This window comes from Mycobacterium pseudokansasii, assembly GCF_900566075.1.
In the GTDB taxonomy this organism is placed as follows: domain Bacteria; phylum Actinomycetota; class Actinomycetes; order Mycobacteriales; family Mycobacteriaceae; genus Mycobacterium; species Mycobacterium pseudokansasii.
Genome location: NZ_UPHU01000001.1, coordinates 4322667 through 4344800, shown reverse-complemented (window position 1 = coordinate 4344800; position 22134 = coordinate 4322667). Strand labels below are relative to the sequence as shown.

General features: G+C 65.9%; 14 protein-coding genes and 2 tRNA genes. 7 read left to right on the top strand and 9 right to left on the bottom strand.

The genetic code is table 11. The features are described 5' to 3' along the window. The first annotated feature begins 247 nt into the window (after positions 1 to 247). Positions 248 to 9478 (top strand): type I polyketide synthase, encoded by a 9231-nt coding sequence (locus EET10_RS19500; protein WP_122502418.1) that lies wholly within the window; start codon positions 248 to 250, stop codon positions 9476 to 9478. Positions 9479 to 9506: 28 nt separating this feature from the next. Continuing rightward, complete coding sequence (gene acpS, locus EET10_RS19495; RefSeq protein WP_023366014.1) at positions 9507 to 9899, top strand: holo-ACP synthase AcpS; 393 nt, start codon at positions 9507 to 9509, stop codon at positions 9897 to 9899. Positions 9900 to 10006: 107 nt separating this feature from the next. Here acpS and EET10_RS19490 read toward each other — a convergent pair whose 3' ends face one another. After that, the gene (locus EET10_RS19490) at positions 10007 to 10663 is read right to left on the bottom strand and encodes a response regulator (RefSeq protein ID WP_122502417.1); all 657 of its coding nucleotides are present in this window, start codon (positions 10661 to 10663) and stop codon (positions 10007 to 10009) included. Continuing rightward, on the bottom strand, positions 10656 to 11801 hold the full coding sequence (gene macS, locus EET10_RS19485; RefSeq protein ID WP_036400152.1) for a MacS family sensor histidine kinase: 1146 nt from the start codon (positions 11799 to 11801) through the stop codon (positions 10656 to 10658). The genes EET10_RS19490 and macS overlap by 8 nt, the downstream gene beginning before the upstream one ends. On the opposite strand from macS, the gene EET10_RS19480 reads away from it, so the two are divergent. Next, positions 11781 to 13166 (top strand): dipeptidase, encoded by a 1386-nt coding sequence (locus tag EET10_RS19480; protein WP_425293778.1) that lies wholly within the window; start codon positions 11781 to 11783, stop codon positions 13164 to 13166. The two genes, macS and EET10_RS19480, sit on opposite strands and share 21 nt — an antisense overlap. A gap of 232 nt (positions 13167 to 13398) precedes the next feature. Next, positions 13399 to 13761 carry a hypothetical protein gene (locus tag EET10_RS19475; RefSeq protein ID WP_136622984.1) on the top strand — a complete coding sequence of 121 codons (363 nt, stop codon included), beginning with the start codon at positions 13399 to 13401 and terminating at the stop codon, positions 13759 to 13761. 295 nt (positions 13762 to 14056) lie between these two features. Here EET10_RS19475 and bcp read toward each other — a convergent pair whose 3' ends face one another. Further along, the gene (bcp, locus tag EET10_RS19470; protein WP_036400148.1) at positions 14057 to 14545 is read right to left on the bottom strand and encodes a thioredoxin-dependent thiol peroxidase; all 489 of its coding nucleotides are present in this window, start codon (positions 14543 to 14545) and stop codon (positions 14057 to 14059) included. A 91-nt stretch (positions 14546 to 14636) separates the two neighbouring features. Here bcp and EET10_RS19465 point away from each other — a divergent pair, with 91 nt between their 5' ends. Beyond that, a complete protein-coding gene (locus EET10_RS19465; protein ID WP_023366000.1) occupies positions 14637 to 14864 on the top strand; it encodes a DUF3618 domain-containing protein in 228 nt (75 codons plus the stop codon). A 214-nt stretch (positions 14865 to 15078) separates the two neighbouring features. On the opposite strand, the gene EET10_RS19460 is transcribed toward EET10_RS19465, so the two are convergent. Beyond that, positions 15079 to 15151: transfer RNA gene (locus EET10_RS19460), tRNA-Lys, on the bottom strand. Between the two features lie 208 nt (positions 15152 to 15359). Here EET10_RS19460 and EET10_RS19455 point away from each other — a divergent pair. Beyond that, positions 15360 to 16556, top strand: coding sequence for a L,D-transpeptidase (locus EET10_RS19455; protein WP_063467409.1), 1197 nt, complete (start codon positions 15360 to 15362; stop codon positions 16554 to 16556). A gap of 562 nt (positions 16557 to 17118) precedes the next feature. Here the strand turns inward: EET10_RS19455 and EET10_RS29260 are convergent. From EET10_RS29260 to orn, 3 genes are all read right to left on the bottom strand, one after another. Next, positions 17119 to 17313, bottom strand: a complete 195-nt coding sequence (locus EET10_RS29260) for a hypothetical protein (protein WP_136622980.1) — start codon at positions 17311 to 17313, stop codon at positions 17119 to 17121. Then, positions 17281 to 17356, bottom strand: a tRNA-His gene (locus EET10_RS19450). Before EET10_RS19450 ends, EET10_RS29260 begins: the two co-directional genes overlap by 33 nt. Before the next feature lie 53 nt (positions 17357 to 17409). Continuing rightward, complete coding sequence (orn, locus tag EET10_RS19445) at positions 17410 to 18057, bottom strand: oligoribonuclease (protein ID WP_036400146.1); 648 nt, start codon at positions 18055 to 18057, stop codon at positions 17410 to 17412. Positions 18058 to 18164: 107 nt separating this feature from the next. On the opposite strand from orn, the gene EET10_RS19440 reads away from it, so the two are divergent. Next, positions 18165 to 19757 (top strand): helicase HerA-like domain-containing protein, encoded by a 1593-nt coding sequence (locus EET10_RS19440; protein ID WP_099187544.1) that lies wholly within the window; start codon positions 18165 to 18167, stop codon positions 19755 to 19757. A 284-nt stretch (positions 19758 to 20041) separates the two neighbouring features. Here EET10_RS19440 and EET10_RS19435 read toward each other — a convergent pair whose 3' ends face one another. Together EET10_RS19435 and EET10_RS19430 are read right to left on the bottom strand one after the other, a co-directional pair. Continuing rightward, complete coding sequence (locus EET10_RS19435; protein ID WP_136622979.1) at positions 20042 to 21367, bottom strand: radical SAM protein; 1326 nt, start codon at positions 21365 to 21367, stop codon at positions 20042 to 20044. Between the two features lie 383 nt (positions 21368 to 21750). After that, the gene (locus EET10_RS19430; protein ID WP_036400141.1) at positions 21751 to 22038 is read right to left on the bottom strand and encodes a hypothetical protein; all 288 of its coding nucleotides are present in this window, start codon (positions 22036 to 22038) and stop codon (positions 21751 to 21753) included. Between the last annotated feature and the right edge of the window lie 96 nt (positions 22039 to 22134).

Below are 22134 nucleotides of genomic sequence, written 5' to 3'. Positions count from 1 at the left end.
GCGTAGAACTCGCCAGTAACCGATCGGCGTCAAAAAGGTGGACTGATCCTTATGACACTCTTATAGAGCCGATGCAGTCCGTCGCGCCGCCCGGTCCATGGGCCGGCCCGCCGACAACGCACCGGTCAGACGTTTTCCGGCTGAGATTCGATGCGGAATCGGCCGGAGTTCACAGGCCCCTGCAGGGCCCGGTCCGGTCCGGCCGAACCAACCGATACGTACAGACGCATACAGGGAGATTAAGACGGTGACGATCCACGAGCACGACCGCGTGTCAGCTGACCACGACGGGACCGGCCCGCATCGCGCCCATGCTCTGGTCGATCGCCTGACCGCCGCTGAGCCGTTCGCGGTTGCGTTCGGCGGCCAGGGCAGCGCTTGGTTGGAGACGCTCGAGGAACTGGTTTCGGCGGCCGGGATCGAATCGGAGCTGGCCGCGCTGGCAGGTGAGGTGGAGCTGCTGCTCGAGCCCGTTGCCAAGGAACTGGTCGTGGTCCGCCCGATCGGCTTCGAGCCGCTGCAGTGGGTACGTGCGCTGGCCGCCGAAGATGCGGTCCCGCTGGACAAGCACCTGACGTCGTCCGCGGTGTCGGTGCCGGGCGTGCTGCTCACGCAGATAGCCGCCATTCGTGCCCTGGCCCGCCAGGGTATGGACCTGGTTGCCACCCCGCCGGTTGCCCTGGCCGGGCACTCCCAGGGGGTGCTGGCGGTGGAGGCACTCAAGGCCGGTGGCGCCCGCGACGTGGAGCTGCTGGCGTTGGCCCAGTTGATCGGCGCGGCCGGGACACTGGTGGCGCGCCGGCGGGGGATCTCGGTGCTCGGCGATCGCCCGCCGATGGTCTCGGTCACCAACGCCGACCCCGAGCGCATCCAGCGATTGCTCGAGGACTTCGCCCAGGACGTGCGCACGGTGCTGCCACCGGTGCTGTCCATTCGCAACGGCCGGCGCTCGGTCGTCATCACCGGCACCCCCGAGCAGCTCTCGCGCTTCGAACTGTATTGCCGTCAGATCTCGGAGAAGGAGGAAGCCGACCGCAAGAACAAGGTCCGTGGCGGCGACGTCTTCACGCCGGTATTCGAGCCGGTGCGGGTAGAGGTGGGCTTCCACACGCCGCGGCTGGGCGACGGCATCGACATCGTCGGCAGCTGGGCCGAGAAAGTCGGCCTCGATATCGCGTTGGCCCGGGAACTGGCCGAATCCATCCTGGTCCGCAAAGTCGACTGGGTGGACGAGATCACCCGCGTGCATGACGCTGGAGCTCGGTGGATTCTCGATCTGGGTCCCGGGGACATCCTGACCCGGCTGACCGCACCGGTGATCCGCGGCCTGGGTATCGGCATCGTGCCCGCCGCCACCCGCGGCGGTCAGCGCAACCTCTTCACCGTCGGGGCCACGCCCGAGGTGGCCCGGGCGTGGTCGAGTTACGCCCCGACCGTGGTCCGCCTGCCCGACGGCCGGGTCAAGCTCTCGACGAAGTTCACCCGCCTTACCGGACGGTCGCCGATCCTGCTGGCGGGGATGACGCCGACCACCGTCGACGCCAAGATCGTCGCCGCGGCGGCCAACGCCGGGCACTGGGCCGAACTGGCCGGCGGCGGACAGGTCACCGAAGAGGTCTTCCGCAACCGCATCCAGGAGATGTCCCGTCTGCTGGAGCCGGGCCGGGCCTACCAGTTCAATGCGCTCTTCCTCGACCCGTACCTGTGGAAGCTTCAGATCGGCGGCAAGCGGCTGGTGCAGAAGGCGCGCCAGTCCGGCGCGGCGATCGACGGTGTGGTGATCAGCGCCGGCATCCCGGATCTCGAGGAAGCCGTCGAGCTGATCCACGAGCTCAACGACATCGGGATCAGCCATGTCGTGTTCAAACCCGGAACCATCGAGCAGATCCGTTCGGTGATCCGCATCGCCACCGAGGTGCCCACCAAGCCGGTGATCATGCACGTCGAGGGCGGCCGCGCCGGTGGCCACCACTCCTGGGAGGACCTCGACGACCTGCTGCTGGCGACCTACTCCGAGCTGCGCTCGCGCGCCAACATCACGGTCTGCGTCGGCGGCGGCATCGGCACCCCCGAGCGCGCGGCCGAATACCTGTCCGGGCGCTGGGCGCAGTCCTACGGCTTCCCGTTGATGCCGATCGACGGGATCCTGGTGGGCACCGCGGCGATGGCGACCTTGGAGTCCACCACGTCACCCTCGGTCAAGCGGATGCTGGTCGAAACCCAGGGCACCGGCGAGTGGATCAGCGCCGGAAAGGCCCAGGGCGGCATGGCTTCCAGCCGCAGCCAGCTCGGCGCCGACATCCATGAGATCGACAACTCGGCGTCGCGGTGCGGCCAGTTGCTCGACGAGGTCGCCGGCGACGCCGAGGCGGTGGCGCAGCGCCGCGACGAGATCATCGCGGCCATGGCCAAGACCGCCAAGCCCTACTTCGGCGACGTCGCGGAGATGACCTACCTGCAGTGGCTGCGGCGTTACGTGGAACTGACCATCGGCGAAGGCAATTCGACGGCCGACACCGCCGGGGTCTTGGGGCCGGGCAGCCCCTGGCTGGCCGACACCTGGCGCGACCGCTTCGAGCAGATGCTGCAGCGCGCCGAAGCTCGTTTGCATCCAAAGGATTTCGGCCCTATCGAGACCATCTTCACTGACCCGGCGTTGCTGGAGCGGCCCACTGAGGCTGTTGTTGCCCTGCTCGCCCGGTACCCGGATGCCGAAGCCGTCCAACTGCACCCGGCCGACGTCTCGTTCTTTGTCACCCTGTGCAAGACCCTTGGCAAGCCGGTGAACTTCGTGCCGGTGATCGACAAGGACGTCCGGCGCTGGTGGCGCAGTGACTCGTTGTGGCAGGCCCACGACGCCCGTTACGACGCCGACCAGGTGTGCATCATCCCGGGCCCGGCGGCGGTGGCCGGTATCACCCGCATGGACGAGCCGGTGGGTGAGCTGCTGGATCGCTTCGAGCAGGCCGCCATCGACGAGGTGCTGTCCGCCGACGGTGAAGTCAAGGACGTCACGTCGCGCCGGTTGGGCCGTCCCGACGTCACCGGACCGCTGGCCGTCGTGCTCGACGCACCCGACGTGTTGTGGGCCGGCCGCACCGCCATCAATCCGGTGCACCGGATCGCCGAGCCAAGCGATTGGCAGGTGCACGATGGACCCGAAAACTCCCGTGCCACACACTCTTCCACCGGATCCCGGCTGCAGATCGACGGCAAGGACGGGGCGGATGTGGTGTTGAGCGTGCCGGTGTCGGGCACCTGGATCGACATCCGGTTCACCCTGCCGCCCAACACCGTTGACGGCGGTATCCCGGTGGTCTGCACCGAGGACGCTGCCACCGCGATGCGCTCGGTGCTGGCGATTGCCGCCGGCGCCGACGGGCCGGAGCTGCTGCCGCCGGTCACCGACGGAGTGGCCCGGGTCACCGTCGACTGGGACCCGGAGAAGGTCGCCGACCACACCGGTGTCACCGCCACCTTCGGCGAGCCGCTGGCGCCCAGCCTCACCACCGTGCCCGACGCGTTGGTCGGCCGGTGCTGGCCGGCCGTTTTCGCGGCGATCGGATCGGCGGTTACCGACACCGGTGTACCCGTGGTGGAAGGCCTGCTCAACCTGGTCCACCTGGACCATGCCGTCCGCATGGTCGACACCTTGCCCGCGACCCACGCCCAATTGACCATCACCGCAACGGCATTGAAAGCCCTCGACACCGAGGTGGGCCGGGTGGTGGCGGTCTCGGTGACGGTAGCCGGGCCCGACAGCGAAGCGATCGCCGTCCTCGAGGAGCGGTTCGCCATCCTCGGCCGAACCGGGGCGGCTGAACTCGCCGACCCGGTGCGGGCCGGTGGCGCGGTATCGGAGAACGCCACCGACACCCCGCGCCGCCGCCGCCGTGACGTCACCCTGACCGCGCCGGTCGACATGCGCCCGTTCGCGGTGGTGTCCGGCGACCACAACCCCATCCACACCGACCGGGCGGCCGCGCTGCTTGCGGGGCTGGAATCGCCCATCGTGCACGGCATGTGGCTGTCGGCCGCCGCACAGCACGTGGTGACCGCCACCGATGGGCAGGCCCGTCCGCCGGCCCGGCTCATCGGCTGGACCGCGCGGTTCCTGGGCATGGTGAGTCCCGGTGACGAGGTGGACTTCCGCGTTGAGCGCGTCGGAATCGACCGGGGTGCAGAGATTTTGGAAGTGACCGCGCGCATCGGGTCGGATCTGGTGATGTCGGCGACCGCGCGTCTGGCCGCACCCAAGACGGTCTATGCGTTTCCCGGCCAAGGCATTCAGCACAAGGGCATGGGCATGGAAGTGCGGGCGCGCTCCAAGGCGGCCCGCAAGGTGTGGGACACCGCGGACCGGTTCACCCGCGACACGTTGGGCTTCTCGGTGCTGCACGTGGTCCGGGACAACCCGACCAGCATCATCGCCAGCGGTGTGCACTACCACCACCCCGACGGCGTGTTGTACCTGACGCAGTTCACCCAGGTCGCGATGGCCACCGTGGCGGCCGCCCAAGTGGCCGAGATGCGCGAGCAGGGCGCCTTTGTCGAGGGCGCGATCGCCTGCGGCCACTCGGTCGGCGAGTACACCGCGCTGGCCTGCGTGACCGGCGTCTACGAGCTAGAAGCCTTGCTGGAGATGGTGTTTCACCGCGGATCGAAGATGCACGACATCGTTCCGCGCGACGAACTGGGACGCTCCAACTACCGGTTGGCGGCGATCCGGCCGTCGCAGATCGATCTCGACGACGCCGATGTTCCGGCCTTCGTCGCGGATATAGCGGCGAATACCGGGGAGTTCCTGGAGATCGTGAACTTCAACCTGCGTGGCTCGCAGTATGCGATTGCCGGCACCGTGCGCGGTCTGGAGGCGCTCGAGGCGGAGGTGGAGCGGCGCCGTGAGCTCACCGGTGGGCGCCGTTCGTTCATCCTCGTTCCCGGTATCGACGTTCCGTTCCACTCCCGGGTATTGCGGGTCGGGGTGGCCGACTTCCGGCGTTCGCTGGACCGCGTGATGCCGCGCGACAAAGACCCGGATGTGATCATCGGGCGCTACATTCCCAACCTGGTGCCGCGGCTGTTCACCCTGGATCGTGACTTCATCCAGGAGATCCGCGATCTGGTGCCGGCCGAGCCGCTCGACGAGATCCTCGCCGACTACGACACCTGGCGCCGGGAACGGCCCCGCGAGCTGGCCCGCACGGTCCTGATCGAGCTGTTGGCTTGGCAATTCGCCAGCCCGGTGCGCTGGATCGAAACGCAGGACCTGTTGTTCATCGAAGAGGCCGCCGGTGGCCTGGGTGTGGAGCGGTTCGTCGAGATCGGCGTGAAGACCTCGCCGACGGTGGCGGGCCTGGCCACCAACACCCTCAAGCTGCCCGAATACGCCCACAGCACCGTGGAAGTGCTCAACGCCGAGCGCGATGCCGCGGTGCTGTTCGCCACCGACACCGACCCCGAGCCGGAGCCGGAAGTCGACGAACCCATTGGGGAGTCGGCTGAGCCGGCCGAAACTGCTGCTGCCGCAACGGCTCCCGCGCCCGCGGCACCTTCGGGTGCCGCTCGGCCGGACGACATCGCCTTCGACGCCGCCGATGCCACGCTGGCGCTGATCGCGCTGTCGGCCAAGATGCGGATCGACCAGATCGAAGAGCTGGACTCCATCGAATCGATCACCGACGGCGCGTCGTCTCGGCGCAACCAGCTGCTGGTGGACCTGGGCTCCGAGCTGAACCTGGGCGCCATCGACGGCGCGGCCGAGGCCGACCTGGCCGGGCTGCGGGCGCAGGTCACCAAGCTGGCTCGCACCTACAAGCCCTACGGGCCGGTGCTTTCCGACGCGATCAACGATCAGCTGCGCACGGTTCTGGGGCCGTCGGGCAAGCGGCCGGGTGCGATCGCCGAGCGGGTGAAGAAGACCTGGGAGCTCGGTGACGGCTGGGCCAAACACGTCACCGTCGAAGTCGCGCTGGGAACCCGGGAGGGCACCAGCGTCCGCGGCGGTGCGCTGGGCAACCTGCACGAGGGCGCGTTGGCGGACGCTGTGTCCGTCGACAAGGTGATCGACGCCGCGGTCGCGTCGGTTGCCGCGCGCCGCGGCGTCGCCGTGGCGCTGCCGTCGGCGGGCGGTGGCGGCGGTGCCACCGTCGACGCGGCCGCGCTGAGCGAATTCACCGATCAGATCACCGGCCCGGACGGGGTGCTCGCCTCGGCGGCTCGCCTGGTGCTGGGCCAGCTGGGGCTCGACGACCCGGTGACCGCACCCGCGGCAGCCACCGACGCCGAGCTGATCGACTTGGTCACGGGCGAACTGGGCGCGGACTGGCCGCGTCTGGTGGCCCCGGTATTCGACGGCAAGAAGGCGGTCGTTTTCGACGACCGCTGGGCCAGCGCCCGCGAAGACCTGGTCAAGCTATGGCTGACCGACGAAAGCGACATTGACGCCGACTGGGCGCGGCTGTCCGAGCGTTTCGAGGGCACCGGCCACGTCGTGGCGACCCAGGCCACCTGGTGGCAGGGCAAGTCACTGGCCGCGGGCCGGCAGATCCACGCGTCGCTGTACGGCCGGATCGCCGCCGGTGCCGAGAACCCGGACCCCGGCCCTTACAGCGACGAAGTGGCCGTGGTGACCGGCGCGTCGAAGGGCTCTATCGCGGCGTCAGTGGTGGCGCGGCTGCTCGACGGAGGCGCCACCGTGATCGCGACCACCTCCAAGCTTGACCAGCAGCGACTGGCGTTCTACCGCACGCTGTATCGCGACCACGCCCGCTACGGCGCGGTGTTGTGGGTGGTCGCGGCCAACATGGCGTCCTACTCCGATATCGACGCGCTGGTCGGGTGGGTTGGCACCGAGCAGACGGAAAGCCTTGGGCCACAGTCGATTCACATCAAGGACGCGCAGACCCCGACACTGTTGTTCCCGTTCGCGGCGCCCCGCGTGGTCGGCGATCTGTCGGAGGCCGGCTCGCGTGCCGAGATGGAAATGAAGGTGCTGCTGTGGGCCGTGCAGCGGCTGATCGGCGGCCTGTCGACCATCGGCGCCGAGCGCGACATCGCGTCGCGGTTGCACGTGGTGCTGCCCGGCTCGCCCAACCGCGGGATGTTCGGCGGCGACGGTGCTTACGGTGAAGCCAAGTCGGCGCTGGACGCGGTGGTGAGCCGTTGGCATGCCGAATCGTCCTGGGCGACGCGGGTCAGCCTGGCGCATGCCCTGATCGGGTGGACTCGCGGCACCGGGCTGATGGGCCACAACGACGCCATCGTCACCGCGGTCGAAGAGGCCGGTGTCACCACCTACTCGACCGACGAGATGGCGGCGATGCTGCTCGGCCTGTGCGACGTGGAATCCAAAGTCGCCGCGGCCAGTTCGCCGATCAAGGCGGACCTGACCGGAGGCCTGGCCGAGGCTGATCTCGACATGGCTGAGCTGGCCGCCAAGGCTCGTGAGCAGATGTCCGCCGACGCGTCGGCCGTCGAGGAGGAGACGGCGCCGGGCATCATCGCCGCGCTGCCATCGCCGCCGCGCGCGCACACCCCGGCGCCGCCGCCGGACTGGGCCGACCTCGACGTCGACCCCGCCGATCTGGTGGTGATCGTCGGTGGCGCCGAACTGGGCCCGTACGGCTCGTCGCGCACCCGCTTCGAGATGGAGGTCGACGACGAACTGTCGGCGGCCGGTGTCCTCGAGCTGGCCTGGACCACCGGATTGATCCGCTGGGAAGACGACCCGCAACCCGGTTGGTACGACACCGAATCGGGTGAGTTGGTCGACGAGGCCGAGCTTGTCGAGCGCTACCACGACGCCGTGGTGGAAAAAGTGGGAATTCGCGAGTTCGTTGACGACGGCGCTATCGATCCCGACCACGCGTCGCCGCTGCTGGTATCGGTGTTCCTGGACAAGGACTTCAGCTTCGTGGTGTCCACCGAGGCCGAGGCCCGGGCGTTCGTCCAGTTCGACCCCGAACACACCGTAGTCCGGCCGGTGCCCAACACCACCGACTGGCAGGTAATCCGCAAGGCCGGCACCGAGATTCGGGTGCCGCGCAAGACCAAGCTGTCGCGGACCGTCGGGGCGCAGATCCCCACCGGGTTCGACCCGACGGTGTGGGGAATCAGCCAGGACATGGCCGCCTCGATCGACCGGGTAGCGCTGTGGAACATCATCGCGACCGTCGACGCGTTCCTGTCTGCCGGCTTCACTCCGGCCGACCTGATGCGCTGGGTGCACCCGAGCCTGGTGGCCAACACGCAGGGCACCGGCATGGGCGGAATGACCTCCATGCAGACCATGTACCACGGCAATCTGCTCGGCCGGAACAAGCCGAACGACATCCTGCAGGAAGTGCTGCCCAATGTCGTTGCCGCGCATGTGGTTCAGTCCTATGTGGGCAGTTACGGCTCGATGATCCACCCGGTCGGCGCCTGCGCGACCGCGGCGGTGTCGGTCGAGGAGGGCGTCGACAAGATCCGGCTGGGCAAGGCCGAGCTGGTGGTGGCCGGCGGGTTCGACGACCTGACGCTGGAGGCCATCATCGGCTTCGGTGACATGGCGGCCACCGCCGACACGGCGATGATGCGGGGCCGGGGCATCGACGACTCGAAGTTCTCCCGGCCCAACGACCGGCGACGGCTCGGGTTCGTGGAGGCCCAAGGCGGCGGCACCATCCTGCTGGCCCGCGGCGACCTGGCACTGAAGATGGGCTTACCGGTGTTGGCCGTGGTGGGCTTCGCTCAGTCCTTCGCAGACGGTGTGCACACTTCGATTCCGGCTCCGGGCATCGGGGCTTTGGGTGCGGGCCGCGGCGGCCGGGATTCGGTGCTGGCGCGTTCGCTGGCCAAGCTGGGCGTGGGTGCTGACGACATCGCGGTGATCTCCAAGCACGACACCTCGACGCTGGCCAACGACCCGAACGAGACCGAACTGCACGAGCGGCTCGCCGACGCGCTGGGCCGCTCCGAGGGCGCCCCGCTGTTCGTGGTGTCGCAGAAGAGCCTCACCGGCCATGCCAAGGGCGGCGCCGCGGTGTTCCAGATGATGGGGCTGTGCCAGATCCTTCGTGACGGTGTCATTCCGCCCAACCGCAGTCTGGATTGCGTTGACGACGAGCTGGCCGGATCGGAGCACTTCGTGTGGGTCCGCGACACCTTGCGGCTGGGCGAGAAGTACCCGCTCAAGGCCGGGTTGGTGACCAGTCTCGGGTTCGGCCACGTGTCCGGCCTGATAGCCCTCGTACACCCGCAGGCCTTCATCGCCGCCATGGACCCCGAGCAGCGGGCGGACTACCAGCGCCGGGCCGACGCGCGGTTGCTGGCCGGTCGGCGCCGTCTGGCCGCGGCCATCGCCGGCGGTACGCCGATGTACGAGCGGCCCGCGGACCGCCGTTTCGACCACCAGCAGCCGGAGAAGCCGCAGGAGGCTGCGATGTTGCTCAATCCGGCCGCCAGGCTGGGCGACGGCGAGGCATTTATCGGATGACTTCGATCATCCGTTAACGTGGCGACCCATGGGCATCGTCGGTGTGGGGATCGACCTCGTCTCCATTCCTGATTTCGCCGAGCAGGTCGACCAACCGGGAACGGTGTTCGCGACGACCTTCACCCCCGGCGAGCGGCGGGACGCCTCGGACAAGAGTTCGTCGGCGGCCCGGCACCTCGCGGCCCGCTGGGCCGCCAAGGAAGCGGTGATCAAGGCCTGGTCCGGTTCGCGGTTCGCGCAGCGGCCCATGCTGCCGGAGGACATTCACCGTGACATCGAGGTGGTCACCGACATGTGGGGCCGGCCGCGGGTGCGGCTAACCGGCGAAATCGCCAAGCATCTGGCCGATGTGACCATCCATGTCTCGCTGACCCACGAAGGGGATACCGCTGCAGCGGTGGCCATTCTCGAGTCACCCTAGAGTGGGCGAGCAGACGCGGAATCGCAAAAACCGCAGGTTTTGATGCGATTCCGCGTCTGCTCGCGCTCGTTAGCGGGCGGCGCCGCGGAATGGATACGCGATCCGGGCTACTCGTCGAGGCCGTGCTCGATGGCGTAGCGGGTCAACTCCACCCGATTGGCGACCTGCAACTTGCGAAACGTCGCCTGCACGTGGTTTTCGACGGTGCGATGACTCAGCGAGAGCTTTTCGGCAATCTGCTTGGCGGACAGGCCTTTTGCGACGTATCGCAGTACCTCGGTCTCCCGCTCGGTGAGGCTGGGGCGAGCCGGTCCCGAGTCGGTGCTCGTGGCGATGCGCCGATACTCACCCAGCACGAGTCCGGCCAGGCTCGGGGTGAACACGGCCCGCCCGGCCGCGGTGGCTCGCACGGCATCACTGAGTTCCGCCTTGGAGGCGCTCTTGACCAGGTATCCCCTCGCCCCGGCTTTGACCGCCTCCAAAACGTCCTCGCGTTCGTCCGAGGCCGACAGGACCAGCACCCGGGTGGCCGGAGAGACCTCGAGCACCTCCGTCGTCGCCTGCACGCCGTTGCCGTCGGCCAGGCGCATGTCCATGAGCACCACATCGGGCTTGACGACCGCGGCCCGTCGCCGCGCCGCTGCCACGCCGTCGGCGGTGGCGACGACGTTGAACCCGTCATCGGCAAGGTCGCGTGCGACGGCATCGCGCCAGATCGGATGGTCGTCGACGACCATCACGGTCGGGGACTGCTGTTCACTCATGACGTCCTTCCCGCCGTGGCACCCTTAGTTCCCACTCGGTGCCCTCGCCCGTGTTCGTGCTCAGCTGCGCGGTACCGCCCAGCGCGGCCAACCGGCCCACGATCGACTTCGTGACCCCAAGCCGACCTTGGCTGGCGGCTTGGTCGAGGCGTCCCGGAGCAATGCCGACACCGTCGTCGCGAATGGTCACCGCCACCGCATCGCCCACATCTTCCAGCAGCACGTAGGCGCGGGCGTTCGGCCCCGCGTGCAAGCGGACATTGTCCAGGGCGTTGCCCACCGCCGCGTCCAGTTCGGCGGCCACCCCACGCCCCAGCGGTACCGGTGTACCCGGCAGGCTCATGGACACCTGATCAGACGCCCGGCGCCGCAACAGCGCGCCGAGGTCGACGGTCTGGGTGTCGCCGTCCTGCTCGGCGTCGGCGGAACTCAGCCAGCGGCGCAGCGCGCGTTCCTGCTCGCTGGCCAGCGCCGCTAATTCGGCTGCGTCGCCGCCCATTTGGTGGCCCCGCTTGGCGACGAGGGCCAGCACCTGGATGACACCGTCGTGAACTTGCCGGGACAGCCGTTCCCGCTCGTGCAGCGCTGCCGACAATTCGGCGGCTCGTTGCAGTTCGTCGTGGGCGCGCCGGGCGGTCCGCGCGGCCATCCCCACGGCGAGCCCGACTGCCAGCTCGATGACAATGGTCGCGCTGCGTCCGAGGTTGACGTTGACGTACCCCTTGACGGTTTCGTTGGCGGCCGTCACCGCGACACCGGTCAACATGCCGCCGGCCGCGCCGAACTGCAGGGCCGCCGAAATGGTGGCGTTGCTGGCCCACAGGGTTGTGGGCCAGGTCTGGTTGTCCAGTGCCCATTGCCCGGTGGCTACCACCTTGGTGGACAGCATCAGCACGACGACGACTGCGATCTCGGCGATCACCCAGGCAGTCCGTCGGCCGAAGCCGCAGAGGTAGGCGAGCGCGCACGCCGCGCTCCAGCCCATCAGCACCGCGAAGAGCACCCAGCCCAACGCCGGCCGCCGCAGATCGGAGTTGACCGCGATCTGAAAGCCCAGGGCATACACGCAGCTCAGCAGCCGGAATACCTGCGCCGCCCGCCAGAGCGGCGCCGTCGGATCGGGGCCGCGCGTCGCCATATCGGGCTCAGCATAGCTAGCCTCGTGGTCGTGACTGATCTGGTTGAGCGGGTTCGTGCGGTGTTGCCGTCGGTGCGGCGTGATCTCGAAGATCTGGTGCGCATCGAATCGGTGTGGGCGGACCCGGCTCGACGCGATCAGGTACACCGCAGCGCACAGGCGGTGGCAGACCTGTTGTCGCAGGCCGGTTTTGACGAAGTTCGGATCGTTAGCGAAGGCGGAGCGCCCGCGGTCATCGCACGGTATGCACCGCCACCGGGTGCGCCCACGGTGCTGCTGTATGCCCACCATGACGTCCAGCCGGAAGGCGACCGCGACCAGTGGGCGTCGCCGCCTTTCGAGCCCACCGAACGCGACGGACGACTGTACGGGCGTGGCACCGCCGACGACAAGGCTGGCATCGCAACGCATTTGGCGGCATTCCGGGCCCACGGCGGCCGGCCGCCGGTGGGCGTGACCGTCTTCGTGGAGGGCGAAGAAGAATCCGGATCTCCGTCACTGGGCCGATTGCTCGCCGCCCACCGCGACGCGCTGGCCGCCGATGTGATCGTCATCGCCGATTCGGACAATTGGAGCACTGAGGTTCCCGCGCTGACGGTGTCGCTACGCGGATTGGCCGATTGCGTCGTCGAGGTCGCCACGCTCGACCACGGCCTGCACTCCGGCTTGTGGGGCGGGGTGGTTCCCGACGCGTTGAGTGTGCTGGTGCGGCTGCTGGCCAGCCTGCACGACGACGACGGCAACGTGGCAGTCGCAGGGCTGCATGAAACCGACGTTGCGGCCCTGAACTTCCCGGACTACCCGCCCGAACGGGTGCGCGCAGACGCTGGCCTGCTGGATGGGGTGAGCGAAATCGGTTCCCGCTCGGTACCCCAGCGACTCTGGGCCAAACCCGCGATCACCGTGATCGGCATCGAGACCACATCGGTTGCGGCAGCGTCGAATACGTTGATTCCGCGGGCTCGAGCCAAGATCAGTCTGCGGGTTGCGCCCGGTGGTGACGCCGTCGCGCACCTGGACGCACTGGAGGCCCATCTGCAGCGGCACACACCCTGGGGTGCGCAGGTCAATGTCATACGGGGCGAGGTCGGCCAGCCGTACGCCATCGAGGCCAGCGGCCCCGTCTATGACGCCGCCCGGGCGGCGTTGCGGCAGGCGTGGGGTACCGATCCCGTCGACATGGGCATGGGCGGGTCGATTCCGTTCATCGCCGAGTTCGCGCGGGCGTATCCGGCGGCGAAAATCCTGGTCACCGGCGTCGAGGATCCCGCGACGCAGGCGCACAGCATCAACGAGAGCTTGCATCTCGGGGTATTGGAGCGTGCCGCGGTCGCCGAAGCGCTGTTGCTGGCCAACCTGGCCTGATCAGACCGGCACATCGGGGCGCCGTGTGGCGATGTGTCCGGTGGCTTTGACGTTGTACTGGGCGCGCTACGGTATGGGCCTCGCACACGGGCTGCTAAGGGTTTGTCGTCTTTCCTCGATGTGACCATTTGACGGTGGGAGGCTGCAATAATGCCACAATGACGGATCGGCGGCCACTGGGGTGAGGGCCGCGATCCCGTGCGGGTTTGCCGGATGCGGTCAGACAGCTGCGGTGGTGGAGCTGATTCCTAAGGGTGCCGTCTACGCTGATGGTCGGAAGGACATCTTGCACGAGCTCGATTCCGGCTTTTCCGGCAGGGGCACCTTCAGGGTCAGGGACTTCCTCCGGCACGCGAACTACTCCCTCGCTGTCGCGGACTACGAGGCGGTCGCCACCGTGGTGCGCGGCGAGGCCGACGACGTGGCCGCGGCGCTCTACAGGCGCGACAAGGAATATGCGCCGTTCTTCTGCGCAGAGTGCGGGTATTCGTATTGCGGAACGCACTGGAAGCTGAATCCGGTCTTCGACGAATGTGGCTTCGACTACTACACCGGATGCTGTCCCGTCGGGCACAGAAAGTTCATCGATCACTGACGGAGCGTCGCTGAGGCACGCGCGATCCTGCCGCGGAGGAGTTGTGCTCGGTCCGCGGTCCATCCGGCCGGAACGCCGATCGAGGGTCAGGGCGGGAATTCGAGACCTGAGCAACCGGAGGCCGGGTATCCGAGCGGGCCCGGTGCTCAGAGTCAGGTCGAATGGAACGGCGAGTGGTGAGCGATCGACGGAGATCCCATGAATGACAAGGGGAGTCGCCGCACGGCTCACATTGAGTACGTGATTGCCAGGGGCTGAGATCATTTTGGAAGCGCCGTAGCCACCGTGGCAGTGACTAGCCGGCAGCGGTCGCCTGCGTGATGATCTTCTGGATCAACGTTGCCGTGTGTGCGGCCTTGACGTTGTACTGGGCAAGGGCGATCTTGCCCTTCTCGTCGACGACGAATGTGGACCGGATGACGCCCTGCACGGTCTTGCCGTACATCTTCTTCTCGCCGTAGGCGCCCCAGGCCGTCAATATCTTGCGGTCGGGATCGGACAGCAGCGGGAACGTCAACGCCTCGGCGTCGCGGAACTTGGCCAGCTTGGCGGGCGCGTCGGGGGAAATTCCGACGACGTCCAGGCCGGCGTCGTTGAGATCGTGCAGGTTGTCGCGGAAGTCGCAGGCCTCTTTGGTGCATCCCGGTGTCGAGGCGGCCGGATAGAAATACACGACCACGCGGCGTCCCTTGTAGTCGGCCAGCGACACCTTCTTGCCGTCGGCGTCGGGCAAGCTGAAGACAGGCGCTTTGTCGCCGGGAGCCAGGCGGGTGGACTCGCTCAACGTATGTCCCTTTCTGTTCACCGGAGCGTAGCGACTCGCACCGGCTCATCTAGGGTAGTTCGTCAGGTGCATCGACTTGGAGGACAGACACGTGGCGGACCGTGATCCCGAGACCATCAAGCAGGAGATCGACCTCGCCCGCGACCAACTGGCGGCGACAGTCGACTCGCTTGTTGAACGTGCCAACCCCCGCCGCCTCGCCGACGACGTGAAGGCCAAGGTGATCGAATTCGTCACCAAACCCGCGGTGACCGTGACACTGGTCGGCGTCGGGTCTGTCGTCGTCATCGTGGTGATCCGCAACATCAGGAATCGGTAAGCGCTGCAGTGACACTCGCTGGCTGCGTAGCTGACACCAACCTTCAGTGGTCGGCACGCCTCATACTAATCCCATTGTGGCGGTGGCTTTCTCGCGTTGACTACGCCGCCGAACACCGCGGTGCCGCAGGCTCCGGGGCCGGGTTGTTTGGCCGCAACGCCGATCCGAGTTTCCCGGTCAAATCGACGACACGCGACGTGATGCGCCGTTGAGGTGCGCCGTCAGGGTTTCGAACCCCGGACCCGCTGATTAAGAGTCAGCTGCTCTACCAACTGAGCTAACGGCGCCGTGGACGGCCAGAGACCGCGTACGCGACAATAACAGGCATCGTGGCGCAGTGGGAAATCTCCAGATCAGGACGGGGTGAGGTGCGACACTGAACGACGGCTACAAGCCGACAAATCCTGTCGTGGCCGCGGTAAGACACTACAATACAGGGAACAATCCAGGGTCAGCGGTGACCGAAGTAAGCGAGAGTATCTGGAAGGTCACTTGATGACGCCTTTACGCAGAAGTCGATCGTGGCTGGCTGCGATCATGGTCCCGGTCGCTGTTTTCGCCGTGGCGTGCAGCAGCGGCAGTGCGCCCGCGCCGGTCAAGGTCATCGTCAACAAGGGCACACCCTTCGCCGACCTGCTGGTGCCCAAGCTGACCGCGCCGGTGACCGACGGAGCCGTCGGTGTCACCGTGGATGCGCCCGTCACCGTCAGCGTTGCCGACGGTGTGCTGGCGGCGGTCACCATGGTGAACGAAAACGGCAAGTCGATAGGCGGCCAGCTGAGCCCCGATGGACTGCACTGGTCGACCACCGACCAACTCGGCTACAACCGGCGCTACACCCTCAGCGCGAAGGCGCTCGGACTGGGCGGCGCGGCGACTCGCCAGATGACATTCCAGACCAGCTCGCCCGCACACCTGACGATGCCCTATGTGAATCCCGGCGATGGCGAGGTCGTGGGAATCGGCGAGCCGGTGGCGATCCGGTTCGACGAGAACATCGCCGACCGGGTCGCTGCGGAGAAGGCCATCAAGATCACCACCAACCCGCCGGTCGAAGGCGCCTTCTACTGGCTGAACAACCGCGAGGTGCGTTGGCGCCCAGAGCATTTCTGGAAGCCCGGCACCGTTGTCGACGTCGCGGTCAACACCTATGGCGTCGATCTTGGCGAGGGAATGTTCGGCGAGGACAACGTCAAAACGCACTTCACCATTGGCGATGAGGTCATCGCGACCGCAGATGACAGCACCAAGGTGCTGACCATCCGGGTCAACGGTGAGGTCGTCAAGACCATGCCGACGTCGATGGGTAAGGACAGCACGCCGACCGCCAATGGCATCTACATCGTGGGCGCGCGGTTCAAACACATCATCATGGACTCGTCGACCTATGGCGTTCCGGTGAACTCGCCCAACGGGTATCGCACCGACGTCGACTGGGCCACCCAGATTTCCTACAGCGGGGTCTTCGTGCACTCCGCGCCGTGGTCGGTGGGCGCTCAAGGCCACACCAACACCAGCCACGGGTGCCTGAACGTGAGCCCGAGCAATGCCCAGTGGTTCTACGACCACGTCAAGAGCGGTGACATCGTCGAAGTCGTCAACACCGTGGGAGGAACGCTGTCCGGCACGGACGGCCTCGGGGACTGGAACATTCCCTGGGATCAGTGGCGCGCCGGTAACGCCAAGGCCTGAGCCTGGCCGGCGGGCCTGATCGTCACACCAGACAGGCGGCGGCGGTCACATCGACGGCGGCGATTCCCCGGCGTCTCGGCACGACGACGGCCAGACCGTCGACGATCATGTGAAAGCGCTCCAGCCCCGGGATGTGCACGTACGGCGGTGATCCCGTTGGACAGGCGGCGTGCTTCGTCGAGGTAGACCGTGAATCCCCGGTCGGAAAGTTGTGACAGCAACTGGCTCAGGTGCACGGTGGACCAGCAGGGGGCGGCGGTCTCGACGTAGGGCACCAGTCTTGCGGAAGCGGCCAGTGGCCGCAGGTCGAACTCCGCGCAGGCCTGCAGCACGGGTTGTTCCTTAGCAGTTCGATGCCCTCCAAGGGCTGGGCTACTCCGCGGTCGGTGAGCTGAACTTCGAGCAGCTCGGTCAAAGCTCGATAGGCGCTGTAGCGCCGCGATAGTGACGCGCCGTACCAGCGCAGCTATCGGCCGCGAGGGCCAGGCGAATACGCCAGCGTGCTCGGTACTCCGAGGTCGGTGGTGACGTCGATCAGCCACACCTCCCGCCCGATCCGGGTCTAAACCTGCTCGAGCAGCGTGCGTAGCTCCATCGGAAGGGTCTCAGGATCGAGAAACGCCGGTGCGGCCGGTGTGGCCGCGACGATGAAGCGAATCAGGAACAGCGACGTGGCGTCGCCGGTTGGTCGCCGGGCCGGCGCGGCCAAAATCCTTCTGACCTGTGGGGTGAGTGACGGGACTCGAACCCGCGACACCCAGGATCACAACCTGGTGCTCTACCAACTGAACTACACTCACCATGGCCGCCGGCGGCCCTCCAAGAAGAAGGCTAACGAGCGGCGACGTCGATATTAACCGGTCGGAGGCTCCTCGGCCGAATCGATTACCACCGGTGCGTCGGCTTCGCCGGAAAGATCGGCGACCACCGCGGCGATTTCGCTGGTAGAGGGCCCTGGCGGGGGTACGAACGCGGTACGCCGGTAGTACCGCAGTTCGCGGATGGATTCGTGAATGTCGGCCAGCGCCCGGTGCGCCAGGCCTTTGGGCGGCTGGCCGAAGTAGATGCGCGGGTACCAGCGTCGGCAGAGCTCCTTAATCGAGCTGACGTCGATCATCCGGTAGTGCAGAAAAGCGTCCAGAGCGGGCATGTCGCGGGCGATGAAGGATCGGTCGGTGGCGATGGAGTTTCCCGCCAGCGGTGCCGTCTTGGGTTGCTTGACGTGTTCGTTGATGTAGTCGAGCACCATCGATTCGGCCGTCGCCAGGTCGACGGTGGAAGCCTTGACTTCCTCGATCAGTCCCGAGCGGGTGTGCATCTCGGCAACGACGTCGATCATCGACGACAGCGCGTCGCCGTCGGCGTGGATCACCACGTCCACTCCGTCCCCGAGAATGTTCAGGTCGGCGTCCGTGACCAGCACGGCGATCTCGATCAACTTGTCCGAAGCTATGTTCAGCCCCGTCATCTCGCAGTCGATCCACACCAGTTCGTCACGCACAGCGCTCAAGAGTAGGCCCATCGCCGCGGTCGTAACCGCAACACCCGGGCAAGTAGTGTGATTGCTTCGCCAAGCAGTACGGGTAACGACGGGGAAGTGGTGGCGCGATGAGCACCGAAACGGTGGCCGACGGGCCTGGCGGGCCCGCGCAGCGGATCGCGGCCGGTTACTCCGTGGCAGGCCAGGCGCTGGAATTGGGCACCGTCGTCGTCGACGGCGACGCCGACCCCACTGCGCAGATTCGCATTCCACTCGCCACCATCAACCGGCACGGTTTGGTAGCCGGGGCCACTGGAACCGGGAAAACCAAAACGTTGCAGCTCATCGCCGAGCAGCTCAGCGCCGCGGGCGTGGCCGTGCTCATGGCCGACGTGAAGGGCGACCTGTCCGGCCTATCCCGGGCGGGGGAGGCCAACGACAAGGCGGCCGCACGGGCGAAAGATACCGGTGACAATTGGACGCCCACGGCCTTCCCGGTGGAGTTCCTGTCGCTGGGTACCAGTGGAGTGGGTGTCCCGGTGCGCGCGACCATCTCCAGCTTTGGACCTATTCTGTTGTCAAAGGTGCTGGGGCTCAACGCTACCCAGGAATCAACGTTGGGGCTGATCTTCCACTGGGCCGACCAGCGGGGACTTCCGTTGCTGGACTTGAAAGATCTGCGGACCGTGATCAGCCGTCTGACCAGCGACCAGGGTAAGGCGGAGCTGAAAGCCCTTGGCGCCGTTTCGCCGACGACTGCCGGTGTCATCCTGCGAGCATTGGTCAACCTGGAAGCCGAAGGTGCTGACACCTTCTTCGGCGAGCCGGAACTGAGACCTGACGACCTGATACGCGTAGACAGCCAGGGCCGCGGCATCATCTCGTTGCTGGAGTTCAGCGGTCAGTCGCTGCGTCCCGTGCTGTTCTCGACCTTCTTGATGTGGGTGCTGGCCGACCTGTTCACCTATCTGCCCGAGGTGGGGGATCTGGACAAGCCTAAGCTGGTGTTCTTTTTCGACGAGGCGCACTTGCTTTTCACCGACGCCTCCAAGGCTTTCCTGGAGCAGGTCGAGCAGACGGTCAAGCTCATTCGCTCCAAGGGTGTCGGGGTGTTCTTCTGTACCCAATTGCCGACGGATCTGCCCAACACGGTGCTGTCTCAGCTGGGGGCGCGGATCCAGCATGCGCTACGGGCGTTCACACCCGACGATCAAACGGCGCTCAGCAAAACCGTTCGCACGTATCCGAAAACCGATGTCTACGAACTGGAATCGGCGCTGACGTCGCTGGGCACCGGTGAGGCCGTCGTGACCGTGCTCTCGGAGAAGGGCGCGCCCACCCCGGTGGCCTGGACCCGCATGCGGGTTCCCCGGTCGCTGATGGGCGCGATCGGCACCGATGCCGTTGCCGCAGCTGCGCACTCAAGCCCACTGCAGGCCGTGTATGGCCAGACCGTCGACCGGGTGTCCGCCCACGAAATGCTGGACGCCAAGTATGCGCCGGTACCGGAGGCGCCACCAGTCCCGCCGAGGGGAAAGTACGATCCGCAGCCGTGGCCGGACGAGATCCAGGTGCCGCCCATGCCGGCGCCCGTTGAACCCAAGGGCCCCGGCATGTGGGAAGAGATTCTGAAGAACCCGACCGTCAAGAGCGCCATCAACACCGGGGTGCGCGAAATCACCCGCAGCATCTTCGGCACCGGGCGGCGCCGCAGCAAGTAATGACTGGCCCTGCGCTAAGAGCTAAGCCGAAGCGGGACGGGGCCGGCCAGCCGATGGCTGGCGGGTTCGCGGTCCGAACCGCCACCCTAGTCGGTGCCGTAGGCTAAGGCCACGCCTGGCATATCACCGAAATCGTTGCGGACAGGGAATTTTGGGTCTGCGTTGGGAATCATCATGTCGCACTGACACCTCCAGCGCGCATCGCGCGTGGGTGGGCAAGCAGGTCCACCCGGGCAACGCCCTGTTCACCGCACGCTGTCGTCTCGTCGCTGCGGATCGTGACCCTATCCGGTCCGCGAAGCGGGAGGCACGCCGACGCCGACGCTGGAGGTTGTTTGTTGCGGAATGCGTGGCTGCTTCGGGTGGCTACGCGGAAAGGTGCGCAAGAACTTCGGTGAATGCTTGCTAAGGGCTGGGGAGGCAACCAATTCGGCTATCGTCTGTGTGCGGACGTCGCCGATGATAATGGTTGAAAGAGCGCCCGAATCGAATGTGTAGACTTCGCCATTGGCCGAGATGAAGAAATGCGTTCGCGCCCGCTTGTCAATCGTGCCGGACGCTATTCTCAATCGAGGGTAGGTTTGTTTCAATTGCAGTACCCGTTCCTGGAGATCCGACTGATCGATCTGCATTCGTTCTCGCAGGGCGCGTGGCGATCGCAGGTCCCACCACTGAAACAGATGCCAGGCGAACACTGCGTCAAAATTGGACAACGTCCGTGCGATGTTCTCCAAGTCATCGACATTGCCCTTTGTAACAGTTGTGTTCACTTTGATCGGTATACTGTATGCTGCGCAAAGACTAATTGCGTGTAGAATCCTCGCGAACAGATCACTTTTTCCTTTGCGGAAATCTGTGATTACGTCTTCTCGACCGCCATCGAGCGGTAGTCCCAAATAAGAAACCTTTCCGCTCAGCGCTTTGGCCATCTCGGGCGTGAGACTGTATCCCACGGTATCGATGCCGACATACAGACCACACGTATGAGCATGGTCGACAAACTCAAGAATATGTTCCCATTCGAGTGGGTCGCCGCCGGATACGACTAGTTCTTCCACACCGGAATTCACAAGTTTTTCTACTACTGCCTTGGCGTTTTTAAGGTCCAGTGTTTCAGAATTGAATATGTTGTAACACCCGACACATACCAGCGGACACCGGTTGTAGATACCCCAGTTCGCTTGTTTGAGTCGACCGCCCCCGCTCGCTGCGGATTCCGCAAGCATCGCGCGAACACTGCGATGGACATCGAGAGCGCTCTGGCGCAGGTCTTCCGATAGATCGCAACCAGGACGCGTAGCGCGCATCAACAGTTGGTCGGCCCGGTGCAGCGAGCGAGCAGTGGGCATGCATTGAGCAAGAGTCGTTGCGAGCTGATAACAAACGGTGTCCGTCGGCGCCACCCGAAACTGACTCTCAAGCTCCGCCTCTAGGTCTTTGAAACCAGCGATCGTGAAATTCTCGAACAACAACCGACGCTCGAAAGAACTGTGTCGGTCAACGGACGGTTTGATCCAGTCGACCGGTCGCAGCAGGCTGTCGCTTTGTTGGAATCCCGTTGGGAATGCGGTACCGGACTCACCATTTAGTGGTAACACATCAGACGTCACATCGACCTCGGCACTGCTAAGCCGCTGTTCGTCGGGCCATTAATGCTCGGATATTCAGTCCATCCTTCCGGTGTCACAATTGGGTGCGGCGTGGTTTCTTTGTACGAACATCGGAGATACCACCCACGGGGGATTCAATTGGTGCATGGCCCTGCCGCTGGCCGGCCTGGCGAAGATGTCGCGTCGGTGAGCCGATATGGGTTCGATCGGCGGCGTGGTGACGCAGATTCCCATCGCGCATTTCCGGACGCCAGACAGCTGTATTGTCCGCCGCCTATGGCTTATTGCTCACTAACGTGCGGTCTGAGTGTCGGCAGATTTTCGCACCCGCGCTTCATTGCGTGTCCGAAATTCTATCGAGAACTTATCGTTGGGTCAAGCGATTAGTCATGATAATTCAAATGTATGAATCTAGTGACAATATCGATCGACTGAGTTGTCGAAATTCTTCTCGTCTGCACCGGTTCGCCAGACGTGTTGACAGGGGTGCAGTAATCACACTGCGGGTAGTTCCTGAGGGTTTGGCGGCGGCAGTGCTGCGGTGGAAGCGCCGCTCGGCGGTGATCGAGCGCTCCCCGATGTTGAGCAGCGAGTGGCCGGGTGTGCTCGTAGATGATCTCGGCGGCCTTGACGGCATTACCGTCGATGGTGGAATCGAACTCGATATTCATGGCCCGCACCTGCAGTGGAATGCTGCCGCAGACTTGATGCCCGCAATCCCGGGGTTCTCTCGCTCGCTCACTCATCCGTTGGTGGTCGATCGCGGA